Raw genomic sequence first — 18,356 nt, 5'->3', positions numbered from 1 at the left:
TTTAAGATTTAGCGTCGCTGGAATTCAGCAAATACTTCAATATCTACCTGATCGCCAATTGCCGGGATTAAATAATCCATTGCAAATGTTGAGCGTTCAAATTGGCTGGTTGCAGAAAACCCCAAGGTGTAATAGCCAGTGAGTAAATTGCTGCCGCCGCCATTAAATTTCACCTTGAGTTCAACTGGCGCAGTAACACCGCGCAGGGTTAAATCACCCACAAATAATGCGCTAGTGTCATCAATTACTGTCACTGACTTGGTAGTAAAAAAAGCCTGTGGATAACGCTCTGCCGCAAACCAATTATTGCCCATCAAGGTTTGCTCAAGATCCGGATTATTGACATCAATACTGGCGATATCAATCACAGCCGACAACTTGGCGGCGGCTATATTGTCCGGGTCAAATTCCAAACTGGCATTTACTTTATTAAATCGCCCCACAAAAGTAGAAAGACCCATGTGGTTAATTTTGAACAACACCGCAACATGGGTTTGATCCAATGTGTAGCTGCCTTTTTCCAATTGCAGCAAACCATTGGTGACACGCGGTTTGATCAAATAGCCACACCCCTGAATCATCACCAGTAATAGCATCAGTAAACCCAGACCTGCGCGTTTATACATAAGCGATACCCGCTTGGTGTTTGGCATAGAGTTTGGGTAGTTGATGTTTGGGGGTTTTGGTTAACTGCTGCATAAAACCAAAAGACAAATCATAGAGCGCATGCTGTGTTTCCAGCTCCGCCAATAAGCTCAGCCATAAATGTGCCGTGACTTCGGCATCGGCCAGGGCGCGGTGGTAAATACCTTCGCTCGGCAACTGTTTGTACGCGGCCAGAGTCGCTAATTGGTGGTTGGGCGCCTGTTGTAAAATTCGGCGTGCCGCCAATAAGCTGCAGGCAATGCCCGCTGGGCAATATTTTTTTATGCGCTTAAACTCGGCACGCAAAAAACGCTCATCAAAACTGGCGTTGTGGGCCACCAAATTCTGGCCGGCGATAAAATCGTAAAACTCGCCCATCACCTGCGCATTGCTATTGGCTTCTTTCACCATGGTATTGCTAATACCGGTGAGATTTTCAATAAACACCGGAATGCGTATGCCGGGGTTCATCAACTGCTGGAAACGCGCAGTAATTTTTCCGTTTTCAATTAACACCGCGCCAATTTCAATCGCGCGGTCACCCATGTCGGGTGATAAACCCGTGGTTTCAAAATCAAATACCACCAGGCTGGCAGCGGAGCGGTGTTGGGCAGCGGATATAGTCATAGTCCAGACCGAAAAATAAAAAAGGGATGCGCCTCTTCAGCGCATCCCTTTGTTGTGGCCGCAGTGTTTAGCTGCACCCTGTTTAATCCGGCAAAGTGATGTTTAATTCCAACACCGAACAGTTGTCGGAATTATCGAGGTTAACGGTCACCTGATCGGATTCGATGTGAATATATTTACGAATCACCGCAATAATTTCCTGTTGCATTTGCGGTAGGAAATCCGGTTGGTGCAGGTTGCGCTTGGTACGCTCGTGCGCCACGATAATTTGCAAACGTTCCTTTGCCACAGATGCCGATGACGGCGCGCGCTTCTTGCGCAGGTAATCAAAAATGCTCACGGCTTATACCCCCAGCAAACGCTTAAGGAAACTTTTCTTTTCCGCTTCAAGGAAGCGATGAGGAATATCTTTACCCAACAGTCGATCCACCGCATCGTTGTAGGCCTGACCCGCTTGGGTGGCCTCATCCAGAATAACAGGTGTGCCTTGGTTGGACGCTTTTAACACCGCTTCCGACTCGGGGATTACACCCAACAGCGGAATGGCCAGAATTTCTTCCACATCGTTTACGCTCAGCATTTCACCCGCCTCAACACGCACCGGGTTATAGCGAGTTAACAATAAATGCTCTTTGATGGGTTCAAGATTTTGTTCGGCGCGGCGGGATTTGCTTTGCAAAATACCCAAAATACGATCCGAGTCGCGCACAGAAGAAACTTCAGGGTTAGTAACCACAATAGCTATATCAGCAAAATACAACGCCATGAGCGCACCCTGCTCAATACCCGCGGGTGAATCACAGACAATGTATTCAAAATCTTTGGAAAGTTCATTGATAACGGCTTCAACACCTTCGCGAGTCAGTGCATCTTTATCGCGGGTTTGCGAGGCCGGTAAAACATACAAACCTTCGGTACGTTTATCTTTGATCAACGCTTGATTGAGTGTGGACTCACCTTTCACCACGTTTACAAAATCGTAAACCACGCGGCGTTCACAGCCCATGATCAAATCCAGGTTGCGCAGGCCCACATCAAAATCGATAACCACCGTCTTGTGACCGCGCATCGCAAGGCCGGTGCTGATTGCTGCGCTGGAGGTGGTTTTGCCCACCCCGCCTTTACCGGATGTAACAACAATAATCTTGGCCAAGGGAGGCTCCTTACATATCAAAACTGGTTAGAAATATCTGTTTTATTCATGCGTCTGTTGCCAGCAAAACCATCTTAGGTTTTAGCTACTCACCAGTGCATCTACTACAACTTTTTCGCCTTGCAGGGAAACCTGCACCGGCTTTTTAAATAATTCTTTGGGGAGCGAATCCTGCAGTACAAAATTGCCAGCAACCGAAACTAATTCAGCTTCCATTTGCTGACAAAAAATACGCGCGCTTTCATCGCCTTTAACACCGGCCAAGGCACGGCCGCGCAGAGTGCCGTAAATGTGGATATGACCATCGGCCAATACCTCTGCACCTTCACTGACTTGCGCCAATACAATCAGATCGGCGCCCTCGGCGTAAATTTGTTGACCTGAGCGCACCGGGCGGGTGATCACTTTGCTTTGCCGCTGTACCAACCGCTCTTCGATCACGGTTTCAACAACCGTTTCAACTACAGTTTCTACAACTCGCTCAACAACCGTCTCAGCGGCTGGCGCCTCCTGCTTGGGCAGTTTCAAGGCGCGTTCACTGGGGGTTGGCAATATGGCCAAACCGGTTTTGTTAACTGGCGCTAACAATACCTCAGGTACGCCGCTAAAACCTAGTGGTTGTAAATCCAGTTCGCGGCAAATTGTCAGTAAATCGGCGACTTTCTTCAGGCTTTCCGGGTTTTCCAGCTTGTCCAGGTTAATCAATACCGGGGAGTTAACAAAGAATTGCGGCGCTTGGGCAATCTTCTCTTTTAGCTCTTCCACCAGGCTTTTGGGCTCGTAGCGAATAATCGCCAGTACCACTACGGTAATGGCACTGCCTTTTAACTGGAAATTCACATCGATCATGCGCGGCTCTCGCGTTCGGCTTTTGGTATTAGCGTATTAGTTGGATGTAGGGCGCTACAGCAGTATGTACAGCGGTGCGCCATTATCGGGGCGCAGGGTGATTAGTCAAGCAACAGACCAGCGGTAACAGCGCAATCACCACTGCGACAGCAATACAAGAACCACTGCGATAACAATACAAGAGTCAGTGCGAATTCAGCCGGTATTAAGCTCAATGCGCCTATAACTGAACCAAGGGTGCCCAATTGCCCTCTAACCGGTGTTAATTGTGATTATGCGTGATTACCGCGAGAGCCATCATGACCAGCAAGTTACTGCATCGCCCCGGCAAACTGATTCTGACCTTGAGCCTGCTAGTGCCATTTATTGCAGGCTGCACTACATCCCAGGCGGTTGAACCGCCGCCCTACCGCGGGGCGGCAACCCAAGCCAGTTTCAGTGACGCCCAACTGGACTCGCTGCTCGCACCCATCGCCCTTTACCCGGACACAGTTTTATCCCATGTGCTGATTGCCTCCACCTACCCCTTGGAAGTGGTTGAGGCTGAGCGCTGGGCGCGCAATAACCGCCGCTACAGCGGCGAAGACGCCGTCAACGCGGTGGACAACAAAGATTGGGACCCCAGCGTCAAAGCGCTGGTTGCCTTTCCCGATTTATTGACACGCATGAGTGAAGATCTGGACTGGACCCAGCAATTGGGTGATGCCTTCCTTGCCGATGAAGTGCGTGTGATGGACAGCATCCAAAAACTGCGCAACCGCGCCTACGACTCAGGCAGCCTGGATAAAGTTGAACACGTGAGGGTGATACGCGAAGAGCGCACCATTGTGATTGAGCCATCGGTTGAGCGCGTGGTGTATGTGCCCGCCTACGATACCCGGGTGGTATACGGCAGTTGGTGGTGGGCCGATTATCCCCCCGTTTACTGGCACTATCCCAGCAGCTACGTATTTGTCTCGGGATTTTATTGGGGGCCAAGAGTACACCTTGGCCCACGCTTTTATTTCAGCGCCTGCCACTGGCATCAGCGCCGTGTGGTAGTGGTAGATCACCATCACCACCATCGCTTTTACGATAGCCGCAGCATAGTTCGTCATAACAATGCGCGTCACTGGCACCACAATCCAGTGCACAGACGTGGTGTAGCCTATTACGACAACCCCACCCGCGAACGTTTTAATAGCCCAAGAGAGAGCTATCGCGACTCGCGTGAATACCGCAGCAACCTGCGTGGCAATAATGACAGCCATTTCATAGCCCCCAACCGTGCCCGCGACGAACGCCAGGGTCGCGATGAGCGATTCCAGCAGCGATTGGAACGCACCCAAGCCGGCCCTATGGGTGGTAATGATGCGCGCGCCAGAATTTACAACCGCGATGAACAGCGCGCGCCTCGCAATGACCAACCGCGCGCCGAACAATTGCGTGAGCGAATGAACAATCGCCCGGAGCGACAATATCAGGAGCGCTTTCAACGGCAAGAACAGCAACAGCCTGTACGACCAGAGCGCCAGCAACCTGAAAACCGCATAAGGCCGAGCCAGGAAACCAATGACGCGCGTCAACGCCTTTACCGCACCGAGCGGCCGGCGCAGCAGCAAGCCCAGCCCCAGGCTGCGCCCCAGCCTGTGCCGCAACGCCTTGAGCGTATCGAACGCCGGCAGACCATGGAGCGCATTCCGAGCCAACGGCCAGAATCGGTGGAGCGCAATCCATCGCGCTTTCAACCCGCCGAGCGGCGCGACAATCCGGGGGTAAGTCGCGGTGGGGATGATCGCGCCGCAATGCGTGGCGAACGCCAACGCTAACAAACATCGGCGTTAATTAGCAGTCTATTACCAACCCGGCGCCACCAGGCGCTGGGCAATCCATTCGTCAACTTTTATACTATTGCAACATTGCTGGATCACACTGGTTTCACCCAAGTACAAACGAGCATTCCCCTCCCATGCAGAAAATCGCCCATTTGTTTCGCGCCCTGTTGTTAGCGGGCATGGCATTAACATTATTCGCTTGTAGTACCCATCGCTCAGCGCAGGATTCATGGCCCGAAGACATGCCTTCACGCGCCTACTTCGTGAAAGTCTATGAGGCAGACAAGGTCAATAAAGAAATCCAAAATCAGGATGAATACCTCACCTGGATTTTGCGTTTTTACAACGGTTGGGAATTGTATCGCCGCGGCTGGATTAAAATGACCGATGAGCTGGTGGCACAAATTGACGACCCGGAGCAAGTGCAGGAAGTGCGCCACAAAATTGATCGCATCGGTCGTTTGGTATCGGGCGAATGGGCGAAAAAATCTGACACTCGCACTATTTATTTGCGCCATGTGTCGATCTGGGGCAACGCGCTGCTGGAATCACTGGATCGCGATCAAGCCTTGCCGCTCATTGATCGCGTGAATCAGGATGTGGACGACCTGCTCGCCCACAAAATCCAACCCGATGTTATTACCGCTGATCGCTATTTCCCACGCGACGAAGACGATCCGTTTTTATAAATTGCATCAACAAAAAATCCCCTCGCGGGGATTTTTTTTGCCTGCCGTAAATCGCTAGCCAACGATTTACAAAATCAGGATGCCAGCACCTTCACCGCAATTTCCGAGCCGGGTAATTGATCTGCGGCGATCAACAAAATCATGCCGATAAACAAGGCCACCACCGCCAAATACCAGAGCACTGAGAACCATATTCCGTAAGGCGTCAGCGGCGGCAGATCCTCCGCCAAACCGACACGCCAACCGGCGATAATATCGATCACACCCAAGACAATAAAAAAGGTGATAAAAAACAAACCCAGCTTCCAGGCGACCACAAAACACAGCGCCGAAATCACCAGCAATGCTACTAAGGCCAAATAATTACGGCCGGAAAACACCAGGGATTTCACCACGCGGCCGCCATCCAACGGATGCACCGGAATGAGATTAAATAAATTCAGCAGTGCACTGGTGGACGCAACCAAACCGGCAAAATGGCTATTGGTAACCAGATAGACGATGTAAAAAGCGACCGTCAGTATCAACCCGTATACTGGCCCCATCATGGAAATATAAACATCCTGCCAACGGCTTTTGGGCATATCGCCCACCGCCAAACCGCCAACAAACGGAATCAAATACATTCCCTTGGTAGGTAAACCACATTTTTTCATCGCGCGCAGATGACCATATTCGTGGAAAACCAAAACACCAATCAGTGCCAGAGCAAATTCAAAGGTAAAAATTACGCTGTACACCGCAACCGATGCGGCCATCAACGCCACTTTAATGACCTGTGCCGCTTTTAAAAATTTAAACGCAATCAGGCCGATGGATAACCAGGAATTATTTTTACTCACAGGTGCCACTCCAGAGCTATTGCCAGGGTTGAGCGCGGCAGCTTGCTGCGCCGTGTATTCCGCAATGCCCGGGTGCACAGCCCTGGCTAAAGCAGCGCGACCGGCAAGCACTTGCTGATCGTTAACCCACAATTGATAGTCAAGATTCCCCGCCTGCAGATCAAGGGCGCAATCCAGTTTTATCGCCCCCAGATCGGGCAATATAAACTCATGCCGGCTACTCGCTCCAAAGTGGCGGAGGCTGGATAGCTGTTGGCCATTTACCCACACCTGCTCTTCGCCGGTGGCCGGGTTAGCGGCCACACTAAATTCATGGCCGGCATAATCAAACAAAAATAACTGCATAAATCACAACTCAGGGTTAATTAATATTCAGTGTGGCAAGTTGATTTTAAACGCAAGAACCTTGTGTAGAGGTACTTGCAGGAGTTTTACTGGTCGCCGGAGTTTTACTGGCCTTAGCCATAGCATGCGCATAAACTGTCGGCAGTCATTTTACCGCCGCCAGACACCCGATCAGGCGCACTCAATTACACCGGATTCAATATGTTACGCATAGGCCAGCAAAACCGTTTAACCATTATCAAACGCACCGATTTCGGCATTTTTCTGGATGGGGGCAAGTTTGGCAACATTTTATTGCCCAAACGCTACGTCACCGAGGATATGAAAATTGGTGCAGTGTTGGATGTGTTTATTTATCTGGATTCCGACGATTGCATTATCGCCACCACTCTCACCCCCAAAGCCATGGTGGGTGAATGTGCGTTTTTGGAAGTGAAAGAAGTTAATAATGTCGGCGCGTTTCTGGATTGGGGCCTGCCAAAAGATTTGCTGGTGCCTTACAGCGAGCAGCATAAACCGATGGAAGTGGGCCGCGCTTATGTGGTGTGTATTTATTTGGATGAATATACCGGCCGCATTACTGCATCATCGCGGTTGAATCGCCATTTGGAAGAGCGCGCCAGTGGTTTGCGCGCACAACAACCAGTCGATTTATTAATTTGTGGCCGCAGCGATATGGGTTACAAAGCCGTAGTAAACCACACCCATTTAGGTTTGATTTTTCGCGATGACGCCTTTCGCACATTGCTCTACGGCGAAAAGGTAAAAGGTTATGTAAAAGCGATTCGCGCGGATCGTAAAATTGATTTGAGTTTGCAACAACGCGCGCGCGATACCAAAGAAGATTTGGCAGAAAAAATTCTGGCCGATTTACAACAAAAAGGCGGCGTGTCTTACCTGACAGATAAAAGCGAACCCGATGCTATTTACAAAGCGTTTAACGTAAGCAAGGGCAATTACAAAAACGCGTTGAGTTTGCTTTATAAACAGCGAAAAATTTTAATCGAAGCCGACAAGATTACACTGGTGTAGTGTTATGCAAACTATTCGCTGGGGCATTATTGGTGTTGGCAATGTCTGTGAAGTAAAAAGCGGGCCGGGTTTTTACAAAAATCCCGCGTCGCAACTGTTGGCCGTTATGCGCCGCGACGCCGACAAAGCGCGCGATTTTGCCCAGCGCCACCAAGTGCCACACTGGTATGACAATGCCACAGAACTACTGCAAAACCCAAACATAGACGCCGTGTATATCGCCACACCACCGGCGCAACACCTGGACTATGCACTGGCAGCACTGGCGGCGGGAAAACATGTCTACATTGAAAAACCGGTCACGCTAAATGCACAAGAGTGCCGCGAATTAATTGCAGCAGCCAATCGCAGTACACACAAGGTTTGTATTGCGCACTATCGCCGTGCCTTGCCCAACTTTATCAAAATAGCTGAACTACTTGCCGCCGGTGCTATAGGTACGCCGTTAATTGCGCAGATAGAATTATTGCGCCCTGCACCAACCAATAACAACAGCGATAATTGGCGACTCAACCCCGCAATTTCCGGCGGTGGTTTATTCCACGACCTGGCGCCACACCAATTGGATTTGCTGGTGCACTGGTTTGGGCCGGCTAACAATGCCGCCGGTTTTTCGCTCAATCAACGCCAATTAAGCCCCGCTGCCGACCTGGTACAAGGTTGGGCAAAATTACAATCCGGGGTGGTATTACAGGGGCGTTGGCATTTTGGTGTTGCACCGGAACTGGCGCGGGATAGCGGCGAAATTATCGGCACCCAAGGCAGCATTCACTTTAATTTTTTTGGCGATGGCACCCTTAAACTTACCACAGCCACCGGCACACAAACTCTGGTGCTGGATTACCCCGCACATGTGCAACAACCGCTGATAGCGCAGGTAAACCAATATTTTCGCGGCGCGGGCAACAACCCCTGCAGCTTGCAGGATGCCTTGGCGAGCATGGAGCTAATGGATATTTTTAGCGCACCGCTTTAACGCTAATCATCCGGAATGAAACAATGACTTTGAATTAATAAACAATTAGGTCGAATTAAATAGATAGGGAAATAACTGCAAACGCTGTGCGGCAGTTAATGACTCAACGGTTGTTTTATTATTTTCCGGCACAGCATCCACATCCGGAAAATATTGTAGGGCCTGCTCCAAACTCGCTTCGCGGATAATATGCAAAATGGGATAAGGCGCCCGGTTAGTTAAATTTTCTGCATCGTCCGGCTCGGCTCCGGCAAAACAATAATGCGGATGAAAACTGGCAAGCTGATACACACCCGCCCAGCCATTGCGTTTTAATAACTGATTTGCCCAGGATAAAAATTGGTTGTAATCCCAAAAATCCTGTAAATGATCAGGCACTATCAACAAACTGGTTTCCACTTCACTGGCCGGTGTTGCATCGAGCCGGATTAATTCCTGCTGTAAATCTTGCAGCAGGGTTTCATCGTCTGTCGCCTCGCTTATTACAAAACGCACACGATTTTCACTGGTCGGTTTGCGGGCAAAGGGGCACAGGTTCAAACCTATCACCACCTCATTTAACCAGCGCACAACAGCCACACGAATAGCGATGTGTTGCTCCATCACTCAAACTCCGGCTTGACGCTGCTGCAGCAACAAACCCAGGCCTTCAATAAAATCCAGCACCAACTCGTTATCGCAGGCTTTGAAGTGCACATGGCCGGGTTTACGGAATAAGGCCGCAAGATCTGACTTGGTTAATTCAATGGTCGCCAACTTGAGCGCTTCGCGCACTTGCTGTTCATGCAGGTTGTAGGCAATGCGCAATTTTTTCAGCACATCGTTATTGGAAATTTTGGCGTGTTTCTCAATGACTTCTGGTTCGCCATCTGTTTTTTTGCCGCGCTGTTGCTCAATCAGGTTATTGAGGAACATCAGCAATACATAATCCGGCAGAGGTTCAAAACCGGGCTGATAATCGGTCTTCAATAAATTGGCGATTTCTTTATCGCTCAGTTCAATGGCAGAAATAGCAAATAGCGCCTGGATTTGCGCTGTATCCAACCGCAGTGATTGGGTAAGTTTGCGAAAAATATCGTTAGTTCTCATGGGGCTTGCTCTATGATTGCAGCGGAAATGCCGCCTATTCTACCGCAATCAGCCCAGCCCCGAGAGCCACAAGATGAACCCATTTATTGAGGTTAACCCTTTTACCCCCGAGCTAGTAGCCGCGCGCAAACGTGCCAAACAGCTCTGCCAACAGTTGAACGCCTTGCGCGCCGACCAAACCAAAGCGCGCAAACCGCTATACCAGCAATTGTTTGGGCAAGTCTCCCGCGCTTATATTGAGCCGCATTTTTTTTGCGATTACGGCAGCAATATTTTTTTAGGTGATGGTTTTTACGCTAACCATAACTGTGTGATTCTGGATGTGGCCGAAGTGCGTATTGGCAACAATGTGATGCTTGGGCCCAACGTACAAATTTATGCCACCACCCACCCACTCGACCCGCAGGAGCGCGCCAGCGGTAAAGAATTCTGCGCGGCAGTGACCATTGGCGATGATTGCTGGATTGGCGGCGGGGCGATTATTTTAGCGGGTGTGACTATTGGCAAAGGCTCGGTGATAGGCGCCGGTAGCCTGGTCAATAAAGATATACCCGCAGGTGTGGTAGCCCTGGGCAACCCCTGCAAAGTACTGAAAACAATTGATAGTGACGCTGTTTAATCGCCAGCGGGGGACTGCCGCTGATAATGCTGTTTTTTAGCCGAATACATACGCTCATCCGCTAATAACAATAAATGTTTGAGCGAATCTTTATCGGTGCTTGCAAAGCCCATGCTGAAGCTGATGGGCAGATGTTCGTCGTCAATTGTCATCTGCAAATCGCGGCACTGGTTTTTTAAGCGCGCGGCAAACGCGGCACAGACAGATTCATTCGCCTGCTCCAGCAGTAAATAAAATTCATCGCCGCCAACCCTCGCCACGGTATCGTTAGCACGCGCGGCTTTTTTGAGGGCGCGCGCTACTTCAATCAACATTTGATCGCCGTATTGATGCCCGTAGTGATCATTCATAAATTTCAAACCATTCACATCCACCACAAACACACCAAAGTGGCTGGCTTGATCGGCTTCAGAAAAATTTGCCAGTTTCTCTTTGTAACGCGCATTAAACAGGTGGCGGTTAGGTAAACCGGTGACTGAATCCAAATGCGCGAGCTGATGTAACCGCGCATTTAATCGATACTGGCGCAGCGCCGATGACAATAGCGTTGCCAACACCATTAGCGCCTGTTCCGCCTGGGTGCTTTCATTGGTGCGCCGGGTAATAAAAAACCCCTGGTAATCACCGGTAGCGCCGATGGGGAAGAGGTGTAAATCTTTGCGTGTATCGGTAAATAGTGAGAGCGAGGCTTGGTGGTTGAGCGCCTCGTGGTGTTTGGTAAGCAGGCTTTGGGTGGATTGATCCAGCGCGCCAAATAATTCACAGCCACCAAAAAAATCACTGCGCAACAAATACAAACCAAACGGCTGACGACCGATGCTTTGTGCAATCGCCAGGCTCAGTTGCACCAGAGTATCCGGCTCATCGGCCTGATGGGCTTGCATCGCGTATTGCACCAATTGCTGCAGCGCGGCTCGCTGTTCGTCCAACAATTTCAGTGGGCGCACTACCTTATCGGCCAGCTTGTTAATGACCACCACCATCAAGCCGATAACTACCAAGAGCACAATCGCCTGGGTGCGATAGGTCATCAGCACCTGCGCCAAGACTCCCTCGATGGGCCTGCCGGTTTCCAACTGCAACGATTGATTGCCGACACCGGGGTTGATGCCGGCCTGATGGCGTGAAAGTGTTGTTTGCACTTCACCACGGCTGAAAATAAGTTGATCGCCAGCAAGTAAGCGCAGCAACTCAGGTTGCCGCTGGTGTAAATCAAGCGCGCCCTGTATCAGCTTCTCGGTATTGACCTTGACCAGCAACAGACCATCCACCTGAAACGGCTGGGATAAGGAGGTACTGGCGGTGAGTATGGGGCGGATAAAAATCAGCATGGAGGATGCCCCCGGCGCTGTACCCGGCTCAGCCGCCGGAATAAACAGGCGCGGGCGCGGGTCGCTGATGGAGCTGGGCGAGATAGGGTTCGTAGCCGGATATATCTTCTGTGAGCGCCCAGGTGGGAATTACCTCAATCGGAAAAAATTCCTTATCCATTAGCATGACCGTTTCTGCAGCCGGATTAGCGCCTAAATAGGCCTCAATTTTTTGCACCGAAATAGGCGAGAGAATCGGCATGGAGAGCGAGCGAATAACCGAGCCATCACTGGCGATACGATCCAAATCGCCCATTAATTGCTGCACCGATTGGGTTAACAAGAATGATAGCCGCTCGGTTTCATGCACCAGTTCCCGCTCGTAACTGGCGAGCTGTCGCTCATAGTCAGCGCGTATCTGGTAAACGCTCAGAATAATCAGGGGGACCACAATGGTGGCCCACACCAGCATCAGCACTGTGCGTCGAAAACCCGGTAGCGCTTGTTGGGGCAAGGTGAATTCCTCAGGGGTTATTGGTGTTGGGCGCGTCAGTTTTGGGGATATCAGTATTGGGGGTAATGATGCGCTGGGCATTGCGTATATGGCGCTCCGCCAGCTGCTGCATATATTTAGCCGCCGCCGGGGCATCCAGCGCACCCTCGCGATGGCGCAAAAAGCCCTTACCCATAGCGTCCCAAATAAAAGTCATTTCTTTGTCGGCTGGCAGCAGTTTGGTATCCGCCATTAATTCAATGGTCGTTTTCAAATAACCGCGGGCGTTATGTTGGGCATATTCAAAAGCGCCCTGTTCGACGGGAATAGCGCCCATCGCCGACCAAATTTGTTTTTGCACCGCATGGCTTTGCAAATAATTGGCAAGCTTGAGCAGCTGCGCGCGCTTGGGGCCACTCAAACTTTGGTTGGGAAAGGCAAGCACATGGGAGCGGAAGGTGGGCAAACATGGCCTCCCAATCGGCAGCGGGTTCTGCGACCAGCTTTTTGTTGTAAAAGAGCATCAGGTGATTGCCCTGAATCAGGGGCACACCATTAAGAAAACCCGATTGTTCGAAGGCAATCGCCGCCAAAAGTATGTTTTTGCTTGCCCAATGTCGCCATTTTTTTTAAGGTGAGCCTCCCTGGATTACCAGCACCCACGCGGGATCACAGAAATCGGCAAGGCTAAACCCCCGGATTAGCCACTCAATTAATTAAATAAATGCACGATTTTCTGCCCTCTTTTTCCCCCTTTGCAAACGGTCTGAACTCACACCGGGATGCACAACGAGGAGTCTGTTTTTATGCAAGCAACGCTAGTTGAACAAGCGTTCGACCTGTTGATTTTTGGTATGGGCACGGTGTTTGTGTTCCTGACACTGTTAGTGTTTGCCGTAAACCTGATGTCGCGGTTTGTCCAAACCTTTTTCCCGGAGCCGGTGATAGAAGAGGCACCGGTTGTTAAACGCAAAACCGCTTCCGACGCGGTTGATCCCACTACCCTTGCTGTGATTCAGGCAGCCATTCGTCAACATCGCGACAAACAATCGCGCGGCTGATTTCAGGAGTATCAACAATGATAAATACCGATAACCCACTGGGAATTACCGATGTAGTACTGCGCGATGCGCACCAGTCCCTGTTTGCAACTCGCCTGCGTTTAGACGATATGTTGCCGATTGCCGAAAAGCTGGACAGGGTCGGCTTTTGGTCGCTGGAATCCTGGGGTGGCGCCACCTTTGATGCCTGTATTCGCTATTTGGGCGAAGACCCTTGGGATCGCATTCGCGAGCTGAAAAAAGCCATGCCCAAAACGCCGCAACAAATGCTATTGCGCGGCCAGAATCTGCTCGGCTATCGCCACTATGCCGACGATGTTGTTGAGAGTTTTGTCGAGCGCGCGGCGGTCAGCGGTGTCGATGTATTCCGCGTGTTTGATGCCATGAACGATATGCGCAATATCGAAATTGCCATGAAGGCGGTAAAACGCCAGGGCAAACATGCGCAGGGCACCCTCTCCTACACCCTGAGCCCGGTGCACACACAGGACGGCTGGATTGCGCAGGCCAAACAAATTGAAGACATGGGCGCCGACTCCATTTGTATTAAAGACATGGCCGGCCTGCTCAAGCCCTATGACGGTTTTAAACTGGTCAAACGCCTGAAAGCCGAGTGCGACATTCCCATCCATATGCAGTGCCACGCTACTACCGGGTTGGCGCACGCGACTATTCTGAAATGCGTGGAAGCGGGCATCGACAATGTGGATACCGCCATTTCCTCCATGTCCATGACCTATGGTCACAGCCCAACCGAAACCCTGGTAGCCACCCTTGAAGGCACCAACCGCGATACCAAACTGGACTTGGTATTACTGGAAGAAATCGCCACCTACTTCCGTGAAATCCGCAAAAAATACGCGAAGTTTGAAGGCTCATTAAAAGGGGTGGACGCGCGCATCCTCATCGCCCAAGTGCCCGGCGGCATGCTGACCAATATGGAAAGCCAGCTGCGTGAGCAAGGCGCCATTGACCGTTTTGATGAAGTGCTGGCAGAGATCCCGCGGGTGCGTGAGGATTTGGGTTTTATCCCGCTGGTAACTCCCACCTCACAAATCGTGGGCACCCAAGCGGTATTGAATGTGCTGAGCGGCGAACGCTACAAAAATATCTCCAAAGAAACCGCCGGGGTATTGCGCGGTGAATACGGTTCAACCCCCGCGCCGATCAATGCCGAATTGCAAGCAAAAGTGTTGCAAGACGGCGAACTGCCTATTACCTGCCGCCCGGCCGATAACATTGCGCCGGAACTGGCGCAACTGACATCGGCCCTGGAAAAAGAAGCGGCGCTGCGCAATATCACCCTGAGAACCGGCGAAAACGCGCTAGATGATGTGCTCACCTATGCGCTCTTTCCGCAAATCGGCCTGCGCTTTTTGGAGCATCGCAACAACCCCACTGCCTTTGAACCGGCACCTACCGGTAAAGAGTCATCGCTCGTGACCAATGACGCGGGTGAAGAAATTTATACCGTGGAAGTGGAAGGCAAAAAATATACGGTAAGCGTCAATAACGGTGGCGACCTGACCGGCATCAAACCCCTGCACACTGGAGCGAGCACCTCAGCCAGCAAACCGGCCGCCGATGTACAGGCGCGCCCAGTAAATGCACCGCTGGCCGGCAATATCATCAAAATTGCGGTTAATGTTGGCGATGAAGTGCAAGAAGGTGACGTCTTACTGCTGCTAGAAGCCATGAAAATGGAAACCCAGATCAGTGCGCCCTGCAGCGGTACTATCACTAGTATCGATGTCAAAACCGGCGATTCTGTTGTAGTTGGCAAAACCTTGCTTGCGATTGCGGGGGAATAATTGATGGATACCCTGCTACGACTCTGGCAATCCACCGGTATTTACCACATGCAGTCCGGTCAGATGATTATGATCGGCATTTGCCTGCTGCTACTGTTCCTCGCCATCCGCAAAGGTTTTGAACCCATGCTGTTGGTGCCGATTGGTTTTGGCGGCCTACTGGCCAACCTGCCCGCCGCCGGCCTCGCGTTTTCGGCGGTGGAACATGCACTGCACAACGGGACGCCCGAAATAGGTATCGCCCTGGCCCAACTGGCAGGCCTGAGCGCGGATACGGCGGATGCCGTCATCTATAAAGCGCTCAGTAATGGCAGCCCGGAACTCTACCAAACAGCACTGCACACCGCGCAGGCAGCTGGTTACAACGACGGTATGCTCTACACCTTTTACAAGGTGGCAATTGCCAGCGGTATTGCACCACTGGTGATTTTTATTGGTGTTGGCGCCATGACTGACTTTGGACCCCTGCTCGCAAACCCCAAAACTCTGCTCCTCGGCGCCGCCGCACAATTTGGTATTTTTGCGACTGTATTGGGGGCAATTGGATTAAGTTATTTCGGCCTGGATTTCTCCATCGCCGATGCCGCCGCCATTGGCATTATTGGTGGCGCCGATGGCCCAACGGCGATTTATGTCGCCAGCAAGTTGGCGCCAGACCTGCTGGGTGCCATCGCCGTTGCCGCCTACAGCTACATGGCACTGGTTCCGCTGATCCAACCGCCCATCATGCGCCTGCTCACCACCCAAGCTGAGCGCGGCATTGTGATGCAGCAACTGCGCACCGTGAGCAAACGCGAAAAAATCATTTTCCCGATTGTGATGCTGGCGCTGGTTGGCCTGATCCTGCCCGATGCAACCCCGCTACTGGGCGCTTTCTGTTTGGGTAACCTGATGCGTGAATCGGGTGTGGTGGATCGCCTGTCTGACACAGCGCAAAACGCGCTGATTAATATCACCACCATCTTCCTCGGCTTGGCGGTGGGTTCAAAACTCGCGGCGGACAAGTTCCTCGACCCCAAAACCCTGGGCATTCTCGCACTGGGTATTGTCGCCTTTGGGATCGGCACAGCAGCCGGTGTACTCATGGCCAAAGCCATGAACCTCTTTTGCAAACACAAAATCAATCCGCTGATTGGCTCTGCCGGCGTATCCGCTGTGCCCATGGCCGCGCGCGTATCCAACAAACTCGGCTTGCAGGCTGACCCGCAAAACTATTTGTTGATGCATGCAATGGGGCCAAACGTAGCCGGGGTGATAGGCTCAGCCATCGCGGCGGGCGTGATGATTACTATCGTGTCCAACTTGCCAGCGGGTTAACCCCGCTGGTGTTTTCTCCCTCAGGAGCTATCTGTGAACCTGACCAGCCTGTTACAGGCCTTGGGCGGCTTGGCTATTTTTTTATTGGCCATGCGCTTGATGACCGAAGGACTGACACTCTTTGCCGGTAATCGCCTCAAATACCTGCTCGGCAATTGGACATCCACCCCCTTACGAGGCGTTTTGGCTGGCACGGTAATTACCGGGTTGGTGCAATCGTCCAGCGCCATTACGGTTGCCAGTATTGGTTTTGTGAATGCTGGCATCCTCAACCTGCGCCAAGCCATGGGCGTGATTTTTGGTGCGAACCTGGGCACCACTATGACCGCCTGGCTGGTTAGCATTATCGGTTTCAGCTTCAACATTGAGGCCTTGGCGCTGCCCATCATCACCCTGGGTGTTGTGATGCGGCTGGTTGCTGTGCACAGCCGCAGCAAAGGCTTGGGGGATGCGATCACCGGCTTCGGCTTGTTCTTTTTTGGTCTGGATTTGCTGGAAACTGCGTTTGCAGATCTGGCAATGAATCTGGGCAGCAATCTTGGCAACGCCACCCTAAGTTCACCCCTGCTAATGGCCCTGATTGGTTTTATCGCCACCCTGCTTACCCAATCATCCAGCGCAACCATTGCCATAGTCCTCACCGCATCCGCCGGAGGGCTTATGGGGTTTGAAGGGGCAGCGGCAGCAGTAATAGGCGCAAATCTGGGTACAACATCAACAGCAGCATTTGCGGCATTAAGGGCTACCGCTGCCGCCAAGCGTCTGGCACTTAGCCACATAGGCTTCAACCTGATCACCGGCTTGGTTGCGCTGATCCTCTTTTTCCCGTTTTTATGGTTAGTTGGTGAATTAGCCACCCTGCTGGGCATTCACAACAGCCCGGCAGCGATGCTGGCGCTATTTCACAGTGTTTTTAACCTGCTTGGTGTGATCATCATGCTGCCGCTGACCGGCAAATTTGCTTCACTTTTGGAAAAGCTGTTCCGCAGCGCCGAAGAGGACATCAGCCAACCCCAGTATCTGGATACCACCCTCAGCCCAACCCCGGCACTTGCCGTGGCAGCCATCCAACGCGAATTGGCGCGCCTGAGTAACACTGTGATTGGGTTGTTGCGCGATGCGTTTGACACCAACCACAGCAATACCGACCTGACCAAACGCAGCAGCGCCGCACATACACTGGGAGGAGCGATTGGCAGTTTTATCGCCGGACTGCGCGCCGACGCCATGGAACAGAGCACCGCCGACGACCTGGCTGACGCGCTCTATTGTGCGCGCTACTTTCAGCAAACCACCCAACTGATTCCGGCGTTACACAATCTGGTACAAGGGCAACATCAACTTGCCGATCAACCCTGTAAGGAGGCGCTCGCCAGTTTTTTGTTGATGGCCGAAGATTGCCTGGACCCCGACCTGTCGCCAGAAAACCCCGCCATTGCCCCGCTGGTAGATCGCCTGCGCGAAGCCCACCGCCAGGCGCGCCTGCAATTGCTCAACAGCGCCGTCAACCGCCAGTTGGAATTGGGCGAACTGGAAGAAATTCTGGATAACCTGGACTCCAGCCGCCGCGCCATAGAAACACGCATCAAAGCCGGCCACCTGCTGGATCACAACCACAAAGCAGCAGACAAGGCAGCAACTACCCGCGGTTTAATTGAGGATGATGTGGGGTAAAACGGTAACG

At 51.8% G+C, this 18,356-nt stretch carries 20 protein-coding genes; 9 read left to right on the top strand and 11 right to left on the bottom strand.

Going from position 1 to position 18,356, the window contains the following annotated elements; genetic code table 11:
* Positions 1 to 8: 8 nt before the first annotated feature.
* From ACFODX_RS12470 to minC, 5 genes are all read right to left on the bottom strand, one after another.
* Entirely contained in the window at positions 9 to 626 is a 618-nt protein-coding gene (locus ACFODX_RS12470) for a YceI family protein (RefSeq protein WP_378119563.1), read from the bottom strand.
* Positions 619 to 1,272: a 3'-5' exonuclease gene (locus ACFODX_RS12465; protein ID WP_378119561.1), complete on the bottom strand. Its 654-nt coding sequence runs from the start codon at positions 1,270 to 1,272 to the stop codon at positions 619 to 621. The genes ACFODX_RS12470 and ACFODX_RS12465 overlap by 8 nt, the downstream gene beginning before the upstream one ends.
* Before the next feature lie 82 nt (positions 1,273 to 1,354).
* The gene (gene minE / locus ACFODX_RS12460; RefSeq protein WP_007643089.1) at positions 1,355 to 1,612 is read right to left on the bottom strand and encodes a cell division topological specificity factor MinE; all 258 of its coding nucleotides are present in this window, start codon (positions 1,610 to 1,612) and stop codon (positions 1,355 to 1,357) included.
* 3 nt (positions 1,613 to 1,615) lie between these two features.
* The gene (minD, locus tag ACFODX_RS12455) at positions 1,616 to 2,425 is read right to left on the bottom strand and encodes a septum site-determining protein MinD (protein ID WP_324257798.1); all 810 of its coding nucleotides are present in this window, start codon (positions 2,423 to 2,425) and stop codon (positions 1,616 to 1,618) included.
* Positions 2,426 to 2,506: 81 nt separating this feature from the next.
* The gene (minC, locus tag ACFODX_RS12450) at positions 2,507 to 3,274 is read right to left on the bottom strand and encodes a septum site-determining protein MinC (RefSeq protein ID WP_378119558.1); all 768 of its coding nucleotides are present in this window, start codon (positions 3,272 to 3,274) and stop codon (positions 2,507 to 2,509) included.
* Between the two features lie 299 nt (positions 3,275 to 3,573).
* On the opposite strand from minC, the gene ACFODX_RS12445 reads away from it, so the two are divergent.
* Together ACFODX_RS12445 and ACFODX_RS12440 are read left to right on the top strand one after the other, a co-directional pair.
* Entirely contained in the window at positions 3,574 to 5,082 is a 1,509-nt protein-coding gene (locus ACFODX_RS12445; protein WP_378119556.1) for a DUF3300 domain-containing protein, read from the top strand.
* A 140-nt stretch (positions 5,083 to 5,222) separates the two neighbouring features.
* On the top strand, positions 5,223 to 5,777 hold the full coding sequence (locus tag ACFODX_RS12440) for a hypothetical protein (RefSeq protein WP_378119554.1): 555 nt from the start codon (positions 5,223 to 5,225) through the stop codon (positions 5,775 to 5,777).
* A gap of 74 nt (positions 5,778 to 5,851) precedes the next feature.
* On the opposite strand, the gene ACFODX_RS12435 is transcribed toward ACFODX_RS12440, so the two are convergent.
* A complete protein-coding gene (locus ACFODX_RS12435; protein WP_378119552.1) occupies positions 5,852 to 6,964 on the bottom strand; it encodes a site-2 protease family protein in 1,113 nt (370 codons plus the stop codon).
* Positions 6,965 to 7,165: 201 nt separating this feature from the next.
* Between ACFODX_RS12435 and ACFODX_RS12430 the strand changes: the two genes are divergently transcribed.
* On the top strand, positions 7,166 to 7,996 hold the full coding sequence (locus ACFODX_RS12430; RefSeq protein WP_378119550.1) for a CvfB family protein: 831 nt from the start codon (positions 7,166 to 7,168) through the stop codon (positions 7,994 to 7,996).
* Positions 7,997 to 8,000: 4 nt separating this feature from the next.
* A complete protein-coding gene (locus ACFODX_RS12425) occupies positions 8,001 to 8,972 on the top strand; it encodes a Gfo/Idh/MocA family protein (protein WP_378119548.1) in 972 nt (323 codons plus the stop codon).
* Positions 8,973 to 9,017: 45 nt separating this feature from the next.
* Here the strand turns inward: ACFODX_RS12425 and ACFODX_RS12420 are convergent, their stop codons facing one another.
* Both ACFODX_RS12420 and ACFODX_RS12415 read right to left on the bottom strand, forming a co-directional pair.
* Complete coding sequence (locus ACFODX_RS12420; RefSeq protein WP_378120099.1) at positions 9,018 to 9,575, bottom strand: DUF1415 domain-containing protein; 558 nt, start codon at positions 9,573 to 9,575, stop codon at positions 9,018 to 9,020.
* A 3-nt stretch (positions 9,576 to 9,578) separates the two neighbouring features.
* A complete protein-coding gene (locus ACFODX_RS12415; RefSeq protein WP_378119546.1) occupies positions 9,579 to 10,061 on the bottom strand; it encodes a YehS family protein in 483 nt (160 codons plus the stop codon).
* 73 nt (positions 10,062 to 10,134) lie between these two features.
* Between ACFODX_RS12415 and ACFODX_RS12410 the strand changes: the two genes are divergently transcribed.
* Positions 10,135 to 10,680: a sugar O-acetyltransferase gene (locus tag ACFODX_RS12410; RefSeq protein WP_378119544.1), complete on the top strand. Its 546-nt coding sequence runs from the start codon at positions 10,135 to 10,137 to the stop codon at positions 10,678 to 10,680.
* Here the strand turns inward: ACFODX_RS12410 and ACFODX_RS12405 are convergent.
* The 3 genes from ACFODX_RS12405 to ACFODX_RS12395 are packed head-to-tail and all read right to left on the bottom strand — an operon-like array spanning position 10,677 to position 12,949.
* On the bottom strand, positions 10,677 to 12,011 hold the full coding sequence (locus tag ACFODX_RS12405) for a GGDEF domain-containing protein (protein ID WP_378119542.1): 1,335 nt from the start codon (positions 12,009 to 12,011) through the stop codon (positions 10,677 to 10,679). The two genes, ACFODX_RS12410 and ACFODX_RS12405, sit on opposite strands and share 4 nt — an antisense overlap.
* 28 nt (positions 12,012 to 12,039) lie before the next feature.
* A complete protein-coding gene (locus tag ACFODX_RS12400) occupies positions 12,040 to 12,504 on the bottom strand; it encodes a hypothetical protein (RefSeq protein ID WP_378119540.1) in 465 nt (154 codons plus the stop codon).
* Between the two features lie 10 nt (positions 12,505 to 12,514).
* A complete protein-coding gene (locus ACFODX_RS12395; protein WP_378119538.1) occupies positions 12,515 to 12,949 on the bottom strand; it encodes a hypothetical protein in 435 nt (144 codons plus the stop codon).
* A 340-nt stretch (positions 12,950 to 13,289) separates the two neighbouring features.
* Between ACFODX_RS12395 and ACFODX_RS12390 the strand changes: the two genes are divergently transcribed.
* The 4 genes from ACFODX_RS12390 to ACFODX_RS12375 are packed head-to-tail and all read left to right on the top strand — an operon-like array spanning position 13,290 to position 18,346.
* A complete protein-coding gene (locus ACFODX_RS12390; RefSeq protein ID WP_378119536.1) occupies positions 13,290 to 13,544 on the top strand; it encodes an OadG family protein in 255 nt (84 codons plus the stop codon).
* 17 nt (positions 13,545 to 13,561) lie between these two features.
* Positions 13,562 to 15,355, top strand: a complete 1,794-nt coding sequence (oadA, locus tag ACFODX_RS12385) for a sodium-extruding oxaloacetate decarboxylase subunit alpha (protein WP_378119534.1) — start codon at positions 13,562 to 13,564, stop codon at positions 15,353 to 15,355.
* 3 nt (positions 15,356 to 15,358) lie between these two features.
* Positions 15,359 to 16,672 (top strand): sodium ion-translocating decarboxylase subunit beta, encoded by a 1,314-nt coding sequence (locus ACFODX_RS12380; protein WP_378119532.1) that lies wholly within the window; start codon positions 15,359 to 15,361, stop codon positions 16,670 to 16,672.
* 33 nt (positions 16,673 to 16,705) lie between these two features.
* On the top strand, positions 16,706 to 18,346 hold the full coding sequence (locus ACFODX_RS12375; protein ID WP_378119530.1) for a Na/Pi cotransporter family protein: 1,641 nt from the start codon (positions 16,706 to 16,708) through the stop codon (positions 18,344 to 18,346).
* Positions 18,347 to 18,356: the final 10 nt, after the last annotated feature.

It is taken from the genome of Cellvibrio fontiphilus, assembly GCF_042646205.1.
Classification (GTDB): domain Bacteria; phylum Pseudomonadota; class Gammaproteobacteria; order Pseudomonadales; family Cellvibrionaceae; genus Cellvibrio; species Cellvibrio fontiphilus_A.
Note: the sequence above shows the minus strand (reverse complement) of the source record. Positions and strands in the feature narration are given on the sequence as shown.

Excerpts from the sequence above, each read along its gene's own strand:
- ACFODX_RS12470 (WP_378119563.1), bottom strand. The coding sequence starts at position 626 with ATGTATAAACGCGCAGGTCTGGGTTTACTGATGCTATTACTGGTGATG.
- ACFODX_RS12465 (WP_378119561.1), bottom strand. The coding sequence starts at position 1,272 with ATGACTATATCCGCTGCCCAACACCGCTCCGCTGCCAGCCTGGTGGTA.
- minC (WP_378119558.1), bottom strand. The coding sequence starts at position 3,274 with ATGATCGATGTGAATTTCCAGTTAAAAGGCAGTGCCATTACCGTAGTG.
- ACFODX_RS12445 (WP_378119556.1), top strand. The coding sequence starts at position 3,574 with ATGACCAGCAAGTTACTGCATCGCCCCGGCAAACTGATTCTGACCTTG.
- ACFODX_RS12440 (WP_378119554.1), top strand. The coding sequence starts at position 5,223 with ATGCAGAAAATCGCCCATTTGTTTCGCGCCCTGTTGTTAGCGGGCATG.
- ACFODX_RS12435 (WP_378119552.1), bottom strand. The coding sequence starts at position 6,964 with ATGCAGTTATTTTTGTTTGATTATGCCGGCCATGAATTTAGTGTGGCC.
- ACFODX_RS12430 (WP_378119550.1), top strand. The coding sequence starts at position 7,166 with ATGTTACGCATAGGCCAGCAAAACCGTTTAACCATTATCAAACGCACC.
- ACFODX_RS12425 (WP_378119548.1), top strand. The coding sequence starts at position 8,001 with ATGCAAACTATTCGCTGGGGCATTATTGGTGTTGGCAATGTCTGTGAA.
- ACFODX_RS12420 (WP_378120099.1), bottom strand. The coding sequence starts at position 9,575 with ATGGAGCAACACATCGCTATTCGTGTGGCTGTTGTGCGCTGGTTAAAT.
- ACFODX_RS12415 (WP_378119546.1), bottom strand. The coding sequence starts at position 10,061 with ATGAGAACTAACGATATTTTTCGCAAACTTACCCAATCACTGCGGTTG.
- ACFODX_RS12410 (WP_378119544.1), top strand. The coding sequence starts at position 10,135 with ATGAACCCATTTATTGAGGTTAACCCTTTTACCCCCGAGCTAGTAGCC.
- ACFODX_RS12405 (WP_378119542.1), bottom strand. The coding sequence starts at position 12,011 with ATGCTGATTTTTATCCGCCCCATACTCACCGCCAGTACCTCCTTATCC.
- ACFODX_RS12390 (WP_378119536.1), top strand. The coding sequence starts at position 13,290 with ATGCAAGCAACGCTAGTTGAACAAGCGTTCGACCTGTTGATTTTTGGT.
- oadA (WP_378119534.1), top strand. The coding sequence starts at position 13,562 with ATGATAAATACCGATAACCCACTGGGAATTACCGATGTAGTACTGCGC.
- ACFODX_RS12380 (WP_378119532.1), top strand. The coding sequence starts at position 15,359 with ATGGATACCCTGCTACGACTCTGGCAATCCACCGGTATTTACCACATG.